We start from the raw sequence: 12,473 nt of genomic DNA, 5'->3' as shown, positions 1-12,473 counted from the left end.
GTCAGCCTCGTTCAGGATAGAGCGAGAACTTCGACGTCAACGCGCGAACTGCTTCGTGCGCTTCCGCGAGCACTGCTTCATCTTCATGGTTCGTCAAGACGCGTCCGATCAAGCGAGCGACTTCACGCATATCGTCTTCTTTCAATCCGCGCGTCGTCATCGCGGCCGTCCCGAGACGAATCCCGCTCGTGACGAACGGTGATGCCGGATCGAATGGAATCGTGTTCTTGTTGACCGTGATGCCGGCTGCGTCGAGCGCATGCTCGGCCGCTTTCCCGGTGATGTCGATGCCGCGGAGGTCGACGAGGAGAAGGTGGTTATCCGTACCGCCCGATACGATGCGGAGCCCTTCCTCTTCTAGCCCTTGCGCGAGCACCTGTGCGTTCTTGATGACTTGTGCCTGATACTCTTTGAACTCAGGTTGGAGCGCTTCCCCGAACGCCACGGCCTTCGCCGCGATGACGTGCATGAGCGGACCACCTTGAATCCCTGGGAAAATCGACTTGTCGATTGCCTTGGCGAACTCTTCTTTACAGAGAATCATACCGCCGCGTGGACCACGAAGCGTCTTGTGCGTGGTCGTCGTCACGAAATGCGCGTGCTCGACCGGGTTCGGATGAAGACCGGCTGCGACGAGACCTGCGATGTGGGCCATGTCGACCATAAGGTAGGCATCGACGCTATCGGCGATTTCACGGAACTTGGCGAAGTCGATCGTCCGCGGGTACGCCGAGGCACCAGCGACGATGAGTTTTGGTTTATGTTCTTTCGCGAGGGCTGCGACAACGTCATAATCGATGTGTTCTGTCTCTTTGTCTACACCGTATTCGACGAAATTGTACTGAACGCCTGAGAAGTTGACCGGACTTCCGTGCGTCAAATGGCCACCGTGCGACAAGTTCATGCCGAGCACCGTGTCACCGGCTTCAAGGACTGTGAAGTAAACGGCCATGTTCGCTTGGGCACCCGAGTGCGGCTGGACGTTGGCGTGTTCTGCACCGAACAGCTCCTTGGCGCGGTCGCGGGCCAAGTTCTCGGCCACGTCGACGAACTCACAACCGCCGTAGTAGCGACGGCCTGGATAACCTTCCGCGTACTTGTTCGTGAGCACGCCGCCTTGCGCTTCCATGACTGCTTCTGAGACAAAATTCTCCGAGGCAATGAGTTCGATGTTCTCGCGTTGGCGACCGAGCTCGTGTTGCATCGCTTCAAACAATTCCGCATCCTGTACTTTCAACTTCGTCGTGTTTACCATGTTGAAACCCCCTCTGAATGTCTAAAAATCAACACCCCCATCGTAACATATGCTTCTTTTTTTGGGTATCGTCTAATCCACGGGCAAGTCGGGTATCATATGAAAGAAGACGATCAGAGGAGGCTACTTATGATTGAGACAAAACAAATTACCATCACCCCGTTCGAGCGCGAGCGGACGATTCGGATTTATACGCCGGCCGATTACGACACGACGGACAAACGTTATCCCGTGCTCTATATGCATGACGGACAGAACGTGTTCGCCGACGAGGACGCGAGCTATAAGATGAGCTGGCGCGCCGGCGAGTATATGGACGCCTCGAAGCGCGACATCATCATCGTCGGCATCGACAGCGCCCCCGGCGAGATGCGGCTCGACGAGTACGGTCCGTGGGAGAACCCGTACATCGGCGAGAGCTTGCTCGGTCAAGACGTGACGCTCGGTGGACAAGGATCGGCCTACATTGAATACATCGCCCAAGAGTTGAAGCCGATGATTGACGCGAACTATCGGACGAAGCCGGACGAGACGGCGATGATGGGCAGCTCGATGGGCGGCTTGATTTCGATTTACGCCGCTTGCGTCTATCCCGATGTCTTCAAGCGCGTGGCTTCATTGTCCTCGGCGTTCTGGTTCAACCAGACCGAGCTCGAGCAATTGATTGACGCGAGTGATTTGAACGGCGTCGAACGTCTGTATATGGACGTCGGCCGCAAAGAAGTCGAACAGCCGTCAGCGGACGGTCCGACGAACGAGATGTATCTCGAGTCGAGCGAGCGGGTCTACGCCCTGCTGCGCGACAAGGTCGAACATATCCGCTTCGAGGTCATCGAGGAAGGTGTCCATAACGAGCTCGCTTGGCGCGATCGGTTCCCGATGGTCATCTCATATTTGTTCAGTGAAGAGTTATAACGCAAAAGAAAGCCGGTCGCGCAGACCGGCTTTCTTTATTTTGCTGGATAGTGGGCCCGTGGGCCGCCAATCAATTTCGGTCGCGTGATGGCGAACGTGACGTACGCCTCACCGAGCTGCTTCGCCGACAACCGGACCGGGATCGCGACCGGCTTCAAATGCATGCCGATCAGTGTCGAGCCGATATCGATGCCGGCGTCCGCTTGAATCGATTCGACGACACACGGGGCGTCGAAACGCTCGTACGCCTTCTCGGCCATCGCCCCGCCCGCCGCGCGGACTGGGACGACCGTCACTTCCGTCAACCCGAACTGTTTCAAGGTCCGTCGCTCGATCGTAAGGGCGCGATTGATATGTTCGCAGCCTTGAAAGGCGAGATGGACGCCGGTCTTGTCCCGAAACGCAAGGAACGCCTCGATTAAATCCGACGCCACATCAATCGAACCCGCTTTCCCGATCGTCTTGCCGACGACCTCGCTCGTCGAACAACCGATGACGAGCATCTTTTCCTCATCTAACGGAAACCGTTCATGCAACTCCGTCAATAAGTTCAAAAGCTCCGCCTTCATCGTCGTCACTTCGTTTCGTAAGCGCTCATCTTGTCGACACGGTTCGAGTGGCGTCCGCCTTCGAAGTCCGTATCGAGCCATGTCGCCACTAAGTCGAGTGCAAGACCCGGTCCGATGACGCGCTCGCCCATCGTCATGATGTTCGAGTCGTTATGTTGACGCGTCGCTTTTGCGCTGAACGAGTCGTGTACGAGTGCCGCCCGGATGCCTTTCACTTTGTTGGCGGCAATGCCGATGCCGATTCCAGTCCCGCAAATCAAGATGCCACGGTCGAACTCACCGGCCGCGACTGCTTCGGCGACTGGAATGGCTACGTCCGGATAATCGATTGACTCGGCCGAGTGTGTCCCGAAGTCCTTATACTCGTGTCCAAGCTCCTCCAATAATCCGATGATGTCTTTCTTCAAATTGAATCCGCCATGATCGGCGCCGATTGCGATTTTCATTCCGTCATTCCCCCGTCTTCTTTGGTAGGCGTCTCGGTGGTTTCGTCACCTTTGACCCGTCATTCGTCAATTTTAGCACAAGTCGATTCACGAGTGGTTCGAGTTCGTTTCGGACTTGGCGATAGACGTTCATCGACCCTCCGAACGGGTCGTTAATATCGCGCTCGAGTCCCGTGACGAACTCATATAATGTGAATGTGCGATCGGCCAAATCCGGATACGTGTCCCGAATCTGTTCACGATGCGCCCGTGTCATCGTCAAGATGACGTCCGACCAGCGTCCGAGGACGTCGTCAAACGTTTGCGTCACGTGCTCGAGCTCAATTCCTCGTTCACGCAACACTTGGAGTGCATTTTCTGATGCATCAAACCCTTGCATCGTCCGAAGTCCGGCTGAACGAATATCGAACTCGTCCCCCGTCACTTTCGAACGGAGCAGGGCCATCGCCATCGGGCTTCGGCATGTGTTCCCACTACATATGAATAATACGCGTTTCATCGACATCGCGTGATCCTCCTCTATGTCCTTGAGCCTCTTCCTATGGACGGATGACTTTACCGCCAGCCGCCTTGTAGAGGCGGTTATAAACGGCAAGAGCGACTCCCGTCGGTTCAATCCGATTCACGTAAATCTCTTCTACATCCGTCTCATCAAATTTACGCAACGCCTCGTATAGCCGCTGGGCCGCCGTCTCCATCGAAGTCCCGAGAGAGAGGGTGACGTCAGCCGGGGTCGTCGCTTCATCGAACACGAGTGCGCCAACTCGCTTGCCCGCTTCCTGCCGCGCCATGACGACACGGACGAGGTCTTCACGTCCCCCTTCGACTAAATACAGGGGTGCGCTCGGGGCGTAATGGGTGTACTTCATTCCTGGTGATCGTGGCGCAGCTGTTTCATCGCTCAAGTTGGCATCGAGAATGACCGGGCCAATAACCGCTTCAATCGCTTCTTTCGTCACGCCGCCCGGACGTAAAATCGTCGCCGGTTCTGCCGTGCAATCGATTACGGTCGACTCGACGCCGATGCCTGTCGGTCCCCCATCCATAATACCCGCGATCCGACCGGTCAAATCATCTGCCACGTGCCGGGCCGACGTCGGTGATGGACGTCCCGAGCGGTTCGCACTTGGTGCTGCCAGTCCAAGACCGGACGTGCGGATCAAGTCAAGTGCGGCCGGATGGTCCGGCATCCGCAATCCAATCGAATCCAGACCAGCCGTCACGAGTGACGACGCCCGACCGTTCGACGGTAAGATGATGGTCAAGGCACCGGGCCAAAACGCTTCCATCAAGAGTCTCGCGACCGGCGGGATGGTTTGCGCGAAATGTTCGGCCTGTTCGACCGTGGCGACGTGGACGATGAGCGGGTTATCCGACGGTCTTCCTTTCGCCTCGAAAATCTTTTTGATGGCGACATCGTTCGTCGCATCTCCGGCGAGTCCGTAGACAGTCTCCGTCGGGATGGCAATCACCTCGCCAGCCTTCAAGAGACGTACCCCTTCCTCAACTTCTGTCGGCTTGATCCAATTCGTTTCCATGCGCAATCCCTTCCCTCACGGCGTAGACGATTCGGTCTTTGCCGTTTATATCTTTTAAAATACCCGTTTCTGCTTCAGGATAACGTTCGGACAGGTACGATTTCACAACTTGTCCTTGATTATACCCGATTTCAAATGCAATCAATTGCCAATCGGCACACAAGACGCGCATCGAGTCGGCGATGATCGTTCGATAAAAGTCGAGCCCGTCCGCTCCGCCGAACAAGGCGAGGTGAGGCTCGAAGCCCGCGACCGTCTCATCGAGCAGTTCGTCCGCCTCGATATAAGGCGGATTTGAGACGAGGACGCGAATCGAGTTGTCGGTAATCGGCGCGAGGCAATCTCCTTCATGGAAGGACACATCCGCCCCGAGGGACGCTGCATTACGCTCGGCGACAGCGATTGCTTCCCGAGAAATATCGACCGTTTGGACACGGACACCTAGCTCGAGACTGAGTGTGACGGCGATTGCGCCGCTGCCCGTCCCGATGTCGACGATCTCATCGTCGGAGACATTATGCACATGCTCGACGACCCATTCAATTAGCTCTTCCGTTTCCGGACGCGGAATCAAGACGTCACGATTGACCTCGAACATCCGTCCATAAAACGGGGCGTGACCAATCAAGTGTTGGACCGGTTCACCTGCCAAGAGACGCTCGAACCCGGCGTCAAACGACTTCGCCTCTTCCGTCGTCAATTCATCGGACAAACGGATGAGTAGTCCCGTCCGATCGACGTCAAGGACGTGCATGAGCCACCACTCCGCCATCGAGGCATCACGATTAGCGGCCTCGAGCTCCCGTTCCGCTTGTTTCAGCCTCGCCGCGATCCGCATCAATCGACATCCTCCATCAGACGGGCCTGTTCGTCCATAACGAGGGCGTCGATGATATCTTCAAGTTCCCCGGCGAGGACGCGGTCGAGCTTTTGGAGTGTCAGCCCGATGCGGTGGTCGGTCACACGGCTCTGCGGGAAGTTATACGTCCGAATCCGCTCTGAGCGGTCTCCCGTCCCGACGGCCGATTTGCGTTGCGCCGACAGTTCTTGTAGGTGTTCGCTTTGCATCTTGTCATACAGGCGGGCTCGGAGTACTTTGAGCGCCTTGTCTTTGTTTTTATGTTGCGACTTCTCGTCCTGACACGAGACGACGAGCCCCGATGGGATGTGCGTCAAGCGCACGGCCGATTGGGTCGTATTGACCGACTGGCCGCCTGGACCCGATGATGTGAACGTGTCGACACGGACGTCTTTCATATCGATGTGCACTTCGACGTCCTCTGCTTCCGGCAACACGGCGACGGTCGCCGTCGACGTATGGATGCGTCCGCCCGACTCGGTCGATGGGACACGTTGGACCCGATGCGCCCCGTTCTCGAACTTCAGTTTCGAATAGGCACCCGTCCCGTTGATGAGGAACGTCACTTCTTTGAAACCGCCGAGTTCTGTATAGTTGGCGTCAATCAATTCGGCCTTCCAGTTCTGCCGCTCGGCGAAACGCGTGTACATCTTGTATAGGTCGACTGCGAACAGTGCCGCCTCGTCTCCGCCGGCTGCCCCGCGAATCTCGACGATGACGTTCTTGTCGTCGTTCGGGTCTTTCGGTAACAGCAAGACGCGTAATTTCGCCTCGAGCGCCTTCACTTCCGGCTCGAGGAGTGACATCTCTTCTTTGGCGAGCTCGCGCATATCAGCATCGAGTGTGCGGTCCTCGAGCATCGCTTTTGCTTCTTTATACGCCGTGCTCGTCTCTTTATAGTGACGGTACGCCTGCACCGTTTCTTCGAGTTGCGACTGTTCTTTTGAATATTGTCGTAATTTATTCGCATCGCTGAGCACTTCAGGGTCAGCGAGCATCTCATTTAATTGCATGTAGCGTTCTTCTAATACGCTTAAACGGTCAAACATGATGATCCGTCCTTTCTCCGTCAAATCGAACTGTCTTCATTATAGCAAAAAACGAACCGCCAAGGGCGGTCCGTCGACGTCAGTCGGCCACTGTATGGCGGACTGGGCGTGGTTTATTCGGGACGTCGTGGCAATGACGGCAACGCGGTTCGTACGACTCGGAAGCGCCGACCAAGATGACCGGGTCTTCGAAACGCGCCGGTTCCCCGTCAATCAATCGTTGCGTCCGAGAAGCTGGCGCCCCGCATGATAGACAGATGGCCTGCAGCTTCGTGACAAATTCGGCACGCGACAACAGCTCTGGCATCATCGTGAACGGCTCACCTCGGAAGTCCATGTCGAGGCCTGCGCAGATGACACGTTTGTCTTCTGACGCCAATTGCTCGATCACGTCGACGATCCCTTCGTCGAAGAACTGAACCTCGTCGATGGCGATCACTTGCGTCTCTTCACGCACCGCATCGTATAAGTCTTGACTCGATTGAATCGGCACGGCCACGACCGAGTTGCCGCTGTGGGAGACGACGTTCTCTTCATGATACCGGTCGTCGATTGCCGGTTTGAACACTTGGACAGGGATTTTCCCGTAGTGCGCCCGACGGACACGGCGGATCAGTTCCTCCGATTTCCCAGAAAACATACTCCCACAAATCACTTCTATCCAACCGTAACGGTTCGTCACATGCATCATTCTACTTCGCCCTCTCCTTCGTTAATCGCTTCCCGATTATACCCATCTTTTTCTTGAAGAAAAAGGGTTGACTTCTATCTAAAAAAAATAAAAACCGCCAAGGGCAATCCCTAGGCGGTGTGCATACAAGTTGACGATTAACGTTGGTACTTCTTGTTGAAGCGCTCGATACGACCGTCCGCAGATGCGAATTTCTGGCGACCTGTGTAGAACGGGTGCGAATCAGAAGATACATCGACACGGATGAGTGGGTATTCGTTACCATCTTCCATCGTGATTGTCTCGTTAGAGTAACGAGTCGAACCAGAGATGAATTTGAACTCAGTCGTCGAGTCCATGAATACGACTTTACGGTATTCTGGGTGGATTCCTTGTTTCATTGCTTTTCAACTCCTTCTGCCCTAAGTATTCTTTCAACCTAGAGAAAGTTCACTAGAATATAATAGCACCCGGTTCACGGATTTACAAGTCCGTTTTCGTTTTTTTCACCGGGCGTCGACTCTTTTTCTTATCGGCCTCAAGCGCCGCAAAAAAGTCGAGGTTCGTTTTCGTTTCGCGGACCCGGCGCAAGAACTGATCGACGAAGTCTGGCGACTCGTTCATCGTGCGACGAATCGTCCAAAGCGAGTCGAGTTCGCCTTTGCCGAGCAGCAATTCTTCCTTGCGCGTTCCCGAGCGACGAATGTCGATGGCCGGGAAAATCCGACGTTCCGCCAGTTTGCGGTCGAGGTGCAGCTCCATGTTGCCCGTTCCTTTGAACTCTTCATAGATGACGTCATCCATGCGCGAACCCGTATCGACGAGTGCCGTGCCGAGAATCGTCAAACTGCCGCCGTCCTCGATATTACGGGCCGCCCCGAAGAACTTCTTCGGTTTATGGAACGCGGCCGGGTCAATCCCGCCGGAGAGCGTCCGTCCGCTCGGCGGGACGGACAAGTTGTACGCCCGCGTCAGACGCGTGATCGAGTCGAGCAAGATGACCACGTCCTTCTTATGTTCGACGAGGCGCATCGCCCGTTCGAGAACGAGCTCCGAGATGCGAGCATGGTTTTCCGGTGTCTCGTCAAACGTCGAGTAGGCGACGTCTGCACCAGGCACCGAACGTTGAATGTCCGTCACTTCTTCCGGCCGCTCATCAATCAACAGAATAATCAACTCGACGTTCGGATGGTTCGTCGTGATCGAATTGGCAATCTCTTTTAAGAGGGACGTCTTCCCTGCCTTAGGCGGTGCGACGATCAACCCTCGCTGCCCGAAGCCGACGGGAGCAATCATGTCCATGACGCGGACCGACAAATGGTTCGGCTCCGTCTCGAGCACCATCTGTTGTTCCGGATAAATCGGAGTGAGCGCCGGGAAGTAGTCTCGGTTGCGCGTCGAGTCCGTCGTCTCGCCGTTGACCGCCTCGACGCTGAGAAGCCCTTGGAACCGTTCATTCTCTTTCGGCTTCCGGACTTTCCCCGTCACGAGGTCGCCGTTGCGGAGATTGAAGCGGCGGATTTGCGACGCCGCGATATAAATGTCTTCAGACGATTGCGAGTAATTGATGGGGCGTAGGAAGCCAAAACCGCCATCGTTTTGCGACTGTGGGTTAGGCGGAATAATCTCTAGGATTCCTTCGAGGAAATAAAGATCTTTTGATTCTGCCTGTGATTTCAATATCCGGAACATGAGTTCACGCTTACGCGCCTCACGATATTGGGGCACGTTCACTTCTTTCGCGATTTCATATAACTCTTTCAACGTCTTCGTCTCGAGTTCTCGAAGCGTATAGTTTTTAGCCGGTTCAGTCGTTTGACTCATTCAAGTCACCTGTCTTTCATGATTCTATATTTCAAAAATAAACGTTCAGTCCTCATTCATCTAATCACACTTCAGTCAAACCGTCACTGTTTGAAAAACGGCTTTATGTCAGTCTATTCCCCTGTTGTTGAAAACATAACAACCTTTTTACTATGTATGTAACAAATAAGTCTCTATTCTCGCATATTGTTTCAAATATGTTACAAGAAAACTGTTTTTGTCTTGTGATTGAAAAATGCCATCGGTCTTGCGCATGATATAGTTTATTTGCACAGGAAACCGGGTAATATCCGCAACTTGTGCTCTAATCTTGTTAACACACATCGATCATATACAGCCACTTAGGGTTTTATTTTAAAAAACGGAGGGAAATACACTATGTTAAAGCGTTTCGCATCTATTATTGTCGCTGCCACTCTCGCTTTCTCGGGTCTTGCTTTCACAACAGGTGAACAAGCAGAAGCCGCTACTGGTAAATTCGCTTACTCGAAAGTTAACGGCTTGAACATCCGCACAGCACCGTCGCTCAGCTCGAAAGTCACGACAACGATGAACAAAGGCCAACGCTATACATACCTTGGCAAAGTTGGTTCATTCTACAAAATCAACTACAAAGGGTCTCACCGTTATATCTCAGCTTCATCTACTTACACGTACTTGAAAGCAAACACGAAGACAGCGACTGCGAAGAAAGTAACAACTGCTTCTGCATCAAGCGCTCGTACAAAACTTGTCGCTGAGTCGAAGAAGTACCTCGGTACACCTTACCGTTACGGCGGAACGACAACTTCTGGTTTTGACTGCTCAGGTTACACAGGTCACGTTTACAAGAAAGCCATCAACAAATCGATCCCACGTGATTCACGCTCGCAATACGCTAACTCGAAAAAAGTTTCGAAGTCAGCGATTCAAGCCGGCGACCTCGTGTTCTTCTCACACAACGGAAGCACGATCCAACACGTTGGAATGGCACTCAGCAAAACACAAATGATCAACTCTGAAACAGGCGGCGTGAAATACGCGAGCTTCACATCAGGTTACTGGGCACCACGTTATGTCGGTGCAGGATCATACCTCTAATTTAAACGACCAAACGACCCGGTTCATAGGAACTGGGTCGTTTTTTTACGTTCGTTCATCTTCCGTTCATCTGGCTTCGTTACGATAAAGCCATCACGTTGAAGGAGTTGTTCTATGCCATGGAAAAGATTTGGAGTCTTCGCTTGATTCGCCTCGCCGCGCTGTTCGGTGTCATCGGGACGGCGCTCGGGTCGCATATGTCGGGTGCCGGCAGTTATGCCTTTCGTCCGATTCACGCCCATATTCTGCTCGCCGGTTGGCTATCGGTCTTCGCCTGGGGAATCTTCTATCGCTTGTATGCGGTCCGGAACCAACTGCTCGTCACGATTCACGGATGGACGGCCGTCATCGGATCAATCGGATTGACGAGCGGGATGTGGTTCTACACGATGAACCCGTTTCAATGGAATGAGACCGTCACCCTCATCTATTTCATCATCGGGGGCACGGTCTCGTTAATCAGTTTTATTCTGTTTTTGATTGTGACGTTCATGATCGACCAGGACGAGCGGGGCTGAACCCCGCTCGTCATTTTTGTTTCAAGGCACCGCGTGCGTTCGTCGCCGCGAACACGACCATGATGACGCTCATCGCCCCGGCGACGGCAAGTCCGGCCGATAACGCGCTCCAGTCGATCGTCGGTTGCGTCAAGACGGCACGCATCCCTTCAAAGATGTACGTCGTCGGATTGAACGTCGCCGCTACTTTGAGCCATTCTGCCTCAATCAACTCTTTCGGGACGAACGTCGTCGACAAGAAGATGAGCGGGAAGAACAAGAGCGTCCCGGCTTGTGCAGCCTGAGCGTTCCGTGTCTTTAACGCGACACCGACCGAGTAACCAGCAAAACCAAGGCCGAATCCGATGGCAAGCAGCACCGTGAACAAGAAGCCAGGCAGACCGACCGGAATCGATAAACCGAGCAAGAACGCTACCCCGAAGATGAGGAGCGTCTGGACGAGCAGTTGCAACATCCCGGCAATCATCGGGCCGAGCACGATCGCCGTCCGCGTCGCGGGAGTCAGAAGCAAGCGGGCGAAGTAGCCGCTCTCGATATCACGGACGAGCGCTTGTCCTGTCCCCCCGGCCCCACCGACCGCCCCGGACACGATGGAGACCGGCAAGATGAAGTTCAAATAGGCGCTCCCATCAAACTGAGGAAGCGATGCGACGCTCGATAATCCGCTCGTGTAAACGAGTAGAAAGAAGACGGAAATAATCAAGTTCGGGATGAACGAAAACGGATTCCGAATCGTCGTAATGAGGCTCCGTTTCGTGAAGAGCCATGTCTCAGTCCACATCGGGCACACCTCCTTCATATGACTCACCGGTCACTTTCAAAAAGACGTCATCGAGCGACGGTTGCTTCACGGTCAGACGTTCCGGTTGAAGCGACCGTTCATCGAGCTGACGCACGACTTCCATCAGCGTATGATTGACGAGCTCGAACGCCACGTGTTGCCCGGTCGCCGTATGACCGAACAACGCAGCGGCTGCAGACGCTTCTTGATTGCTGTGGAACGTCATCGCAATCGTCTCGCCGCCGACGAGTCGTTTCAATGCCTCCGCTGTCCCTTCACTGATGATTTTCCCATGATTGATGATGGCGATCCGGTCGGCCAGTTCATCCGCTTCTTCTAAGTACTGAGTCGTCAAGAAAATCGTCGTGCCGAACTCCTCGTTGAGCCGTCTCACCTCGTTCCAAATCTCGATGCGGCTCGCCGGGTCGAGCCCGGTCGTCGGTTCATCTAAAAACAAGACGGTCGGTCGATGGACGAGCGTGAGCGCTAAATCGAGCCGACGCCGCATCCCGCCCGAATATGTGCCACTTCTCCGGTCGGCCGCTTCCGTGAGCGAGACGACACGGAGCAGTTCCTCGGCGCGCGTCTCCGCCTCTTGTTTCGTCATCTTGAACAACCGGCCTTGCAAGACGAGCAGTTCCCGCCCGGTCAACACTTTGTCGATTCCGGTCTCTTGCAGGGCGACGCCAATCGACAGGCGGACGTCTTTCTCTTGTTTGACGACATCGAATCCGTTCACCCGCGCCTTCCCTTCGGTCGGTCGGACGAGCGTCGTCAACATTTGCACGGTTGTCGACTTGCCAGCCCCGTTCGGTCCAAGGAAGGCGAAAATCTCTCCTTCTTGCACCGAGAACGAGATGCCATCGACGGCCGGCACGTCCCCGAACGTTTTGACGAGTGATTCCACTTCAATCATGACACACACCTCCTCCCTACTCATTCCCGTTCTCGATGCATGTTAAATATGAA

General features: G+C 54.4%; 15 protein-coding genes. 3 read left to right on the top strand and 12 right to left on the bottom strand.

Features of this window, described 5'->3' with window-relative positions; translation table 11 throughout:
- Nucleotide 1: 1 nt before the first annotated feature.
- The gene (gene glyA / locus KNP67_RS05145; RefSeq protein WP_058764822.1) at nt 2–1,255 is read right to left on the bottom strand and encodes a serine hydroxymethyltransferase; all 1,254 of its coding nucleotides are present in this window, start codon (nt 1,253–1,255) and stop codon (nt 2–4) included.
- A gap of 129 nt (nt 1,256–1,384) precedes the next feature.
- On the opposite strand from glyA, the gene KNP67_RS05140 reads away from it, so the two are divergent.
- The gene (locus KNP67_RS05140; protein ID WP_029594673.1) at nt 1,385–2,170 is read left to right on the top strand and encodes an alpha/beta hydrolase; all 786 of its coding nucleotides are present in this window, start codon (nt 1,385–1,387) and stop codon (nt 2,168–2,170) included.
- A 35-nt stretch (nt 2,171–2,205) separates the two neighbouring features.
- Here KNP67_RS05140 and KNP67_RS05135 read toward each other — a convergent pair whose 3' ends face one another.
- The 9 genes from KNP67_RS05135 to rho all read right to left on the bottom strand — a co-directional run bounded on the left by KNP67_RS05135 (nt 2,206) and on the right by rho (nt 9,125).
- Complete coding sequence (locus tag KNP67_RS05135; protein WP_087576458.1) at nt 2,206–2,748, bottom strand: TIGR01440 family protein; 543 nt, start codon at nt 2,746–2,748, stop codon at nt 2,206–2,208.
- Nucleotides 2,745–3,185 carry a ribose 5-phosphate isomerase B gene (gene rpiB, locus KNP67_RS05130; RefSeq protein ID WP_021066115.1) on the bottom strand — a complete coding sequence of 147 codons (441 nt, stop codon included), beginning with the start codon at nt 3,183–3,185 and terminating at the stop codon, nt 2,745–2,747. Before rpiB ends, KNP67_RS05135 begins: the two co-directional genes overlap by 4 nt.
- A 4-nt stretch (nt 3,186–3,189) precedes the next feature.
- Nucleotides 3,190–3,684: a low molecular weight protein arginine phosphatase gene (locus tag KNP67_RS05125; protein ID WP_241764566.1), complete on the bottom strand. Its 495-nt coding sequence runs from the start codon at nt 3,682–3,684 to the stop codon at nt 3,190–3,192.
- A gap of 40 nt (nt 3,685–3,724) precedes the next feature.
- Entirely contained in the window at nt 3,725–4,723 is a 999-nt protein-coding gene (locus KNP67_RS05120) for an L-threonylcarbamoyladenylate synthase (protein WP_214714446.1), read from the bottom strand.
- Nucleotides 4,689–5,561, bottom strand: a complete 873-nt coding sequence (gene prmC, locus KNP67_RS05115) for a peptide chain release factor N(5)-glutamine methyltransferase (RefSeq protein WP_214714504.1) — start codon at nt 5,559–5,561, stop codon at nt 4,689–4,691. The genes KNP67_RS05120 and prmC overlap by 35 nt, the downstream gene beginning before the upstream one ends.
- Nucleotides 5,561–6,631, bottom strand: coding sequence for a peptide chain release factor 1 (prfA, locus tag KNP67_RS05110; RefSeq protein WP_029594669.1), 1,071 nt, complete (start codon nt 6,629–6,631; stop codon nt 5,561–5,563). The genes prmC and prfA overlap by 1 nt, the downstream gene beginning before the upstream one ends.
- 79 nt (nt 6,632–6,710) lie before the next feature.
- Complete coding sequence (locus KNP67_RS05105; RefSeq protein WP_021066110.1) at nt 6,711–7,322, bottom strand: thymidine kinase; 612 nt, start codon at nt 7,320–7,322, stop codon at nt 6,711–6,713.
- Between the two features lie 137 nt (nt 7,323–7,459).
- A complete protein-coding gene (locus KNP67_RS05100; RefSeq protein ID WP_021066109.1) occupies nt 7,460–7,702 on the bottom strand; it encodes a type B 50S ribosomal protein L31 in 243 nt (80 codons plus the stop codon).
- 82 nt (nt 7,703–7,784) lie between these two features.
- Nucleotides 7,785–9,125, bottom strand: coding sequence for a transcription termination factor Rho (gene rho / locus KNP67_RS05095; protein WP_021066108.1), 1,341 nt, complete (start codon nt 9,123–9,125; stop codon nt 7,785–7,787).
- A 378-nt stretch (nt 9,126–9,503) separates the two neighbouring features.
- Here rho and KNP67_RS05090 point away from each other — a divergent pair, with 378 nt between their 5' ends.
- Nucleotides 9,504–10,205 (top strand): C40 family peptidase, encoded by a 702-nt coding sequence (locus KNP67_RS05090; RefSeq protein WP_131471445.1) that lies wholly within the window; start codon nt 9,504–9,506, stop codon nt 10,203–10,205.
- 119 nt (nt 10,206–10,324) lie between these two features.
- Nucleotides 10,325–10,723 carry a hypothetical protein gene (locus tag KNP67_RS05085; protein WP_214756103.1) on the top strand — a complete coding sequence of 133 codons (399 nt, stop codon included), beginning with the start codon at nt 10,325–10,327 and terminating at the stop codon, nt 10,721–10,723.
- A gap of 10 nt (nt 10,724–10,733) precedes the next feature.
- Here KNP67_RS05085 and KNP67_RS05080 read toward each other — a convergent pair whose 3' ends face one another.
- Both KNP67_RS05080 and KNP67_RS05075 read right to left on the bottom strand, forming a co-directional pair.
- Nucleotides 10,734–11,504 (bottom strand): ABC transporter permease, encoded by a 771-nt coding sequence (locus KNP67_RS05080; RefSeq protein WP_131471449.1) that lies wholly within the window; start codon nt 11,502–11,504, stop codon nt 10,734–10,736.
- Nucleotides 11,494–12,420: an ATP-binding cassette domain-containing protein gene (locus KNP67_RS05075; protein ID WP_214756101.1), complete on the bottom strand. Its 927-nt coding sequence runs from the start codon at nt 12,418–12,420 to the stop codon at nt 11,494–11,496. Before KNP67_RS05075 ends, KNP67_RS05080 begins: the two co-directional genes overlap by 11 nt.
- Nucleotides 12,421–12,473 lie beyond the last annotated feature (53 nt).

It is taken from the genome of Exiguobacterium sp. s157, assembly GCF_018618205.1.
Lineage (GTDB): Bacteria > Bacillota > Bacilli > Exiguobacteriales > Exiguobacteriaceae > Exiguobacterium > Exiguobacterium chiriqhucha.
The sequence above is the reverse complement of the archived record's forward strand: the minus strand, read 5'-3'. Positions and strand labels throughout refer to the sequence as shown.

What these genes read in the sequence shown, in the direction of transcription:
- prmC (WP_214714504.1), bottom strand. Translation starts at nt 5,561, where the DNA reads ATGCGGATCGCGGCGAGGCTGAAACAAGCGGAACGGGAGCTCGAGGCC.
- KNP67_RS05085 (WP_214756103.1), top strand. Translation starts at nt 10,325, where the DNA reads ATGGAAAAGATTTGGAGTCTTCGCTTGATTCGCCTCGCCGCGCTGTTC.
- KNP67_RS05080 (WP_131471449.1), bottom strand. Translation starts at nt 11,504, where the DNA reads ATGTGGACTGAGACATGGCTCTTCACGAAACGGAGCCTCATTACGACG.
- KNP67_RS05075 (WP_214756101.1), bottom strand. Translation starts at nt 12,420, where the DNA reads ATGATTGAAGTGGAATCACTCGTCAAAACGTTCGGGGACGTGCCGGCC.
- prfA (WP_029594669.1), bottom strand. Translation starts at nt 6,631, where the DNA reads ATGTTTGACCGTTTAAGCGTATTAGAAGAACGCTACATGCAATTAAAT.
- rpiB (WP_021066115.1), bottom strand. Translation starts at nt 3,185, where the DNA reads ATGAAAATCGCAATCGGCGCCGATCATGGCGGATTCAATTTGAAGAAA.
- rho (WP_021066108.1), bottom strand. Translation starts at nt 9,125, where the DNA reads ATGAGTCAAACGACTGAACCGGCTAAAAACTATACGCTTCGAGAACTC.
- KNP67_RS05100 (WP_021066109.1), bottom strand. Translation starts at nt 7,702, where the DNA reads ATGAAACAAGGAATCCACCCAGAATACCGTAAAGTCGTATTCATGGAC.
- KNP67_RS05140 (WP_029594673.1), top strand. Translation starts at nt 1,385, where the DNA reads ATGATTGAGACAAAACAAATTACCATCACCCCGTTCGAGCGCGAGCGG.
- KNP67_RS05125 (WP_241764566.1), bottom strand. Translation starts at nt 3,684, where the DNA reads ATGAAACGCGTATTATTCATATGTAGTGGGAACACATGCCGAAGCCCG.
- KNP67_RS05090 (WP_131471445.1), top strand. Translation starts at nt 9,504, where the DNA reads ATGTTAAAGCGTTTCGCATCTATTATTGTCGCTGCCACTCTCGCTTTC.
- KNP67_RS05105 (WP_021066110.1), bottom strand. Translation starts at nt 7,322, where the DNA reads ATGATGCATGTGACGAACCGTTACGGTTGGATAGAAGTGATTTGTGGG.
- glyA (WP_058764822.1), bottom strand. Translation starts at nt 1,255, where the DNA reads ATGGTAAACACGACGAAGTTGAAAGTACAGGATGCGGAATTGTTTGAA.
- KNP67_RS05120 (WP_214714446.1), bottom strand. Translation starts at nt 4,723, where the DNA reads ATGGAAACGAATTGGATCAAGCCGACAGAAGTTGAGGAAGGGGTACGT.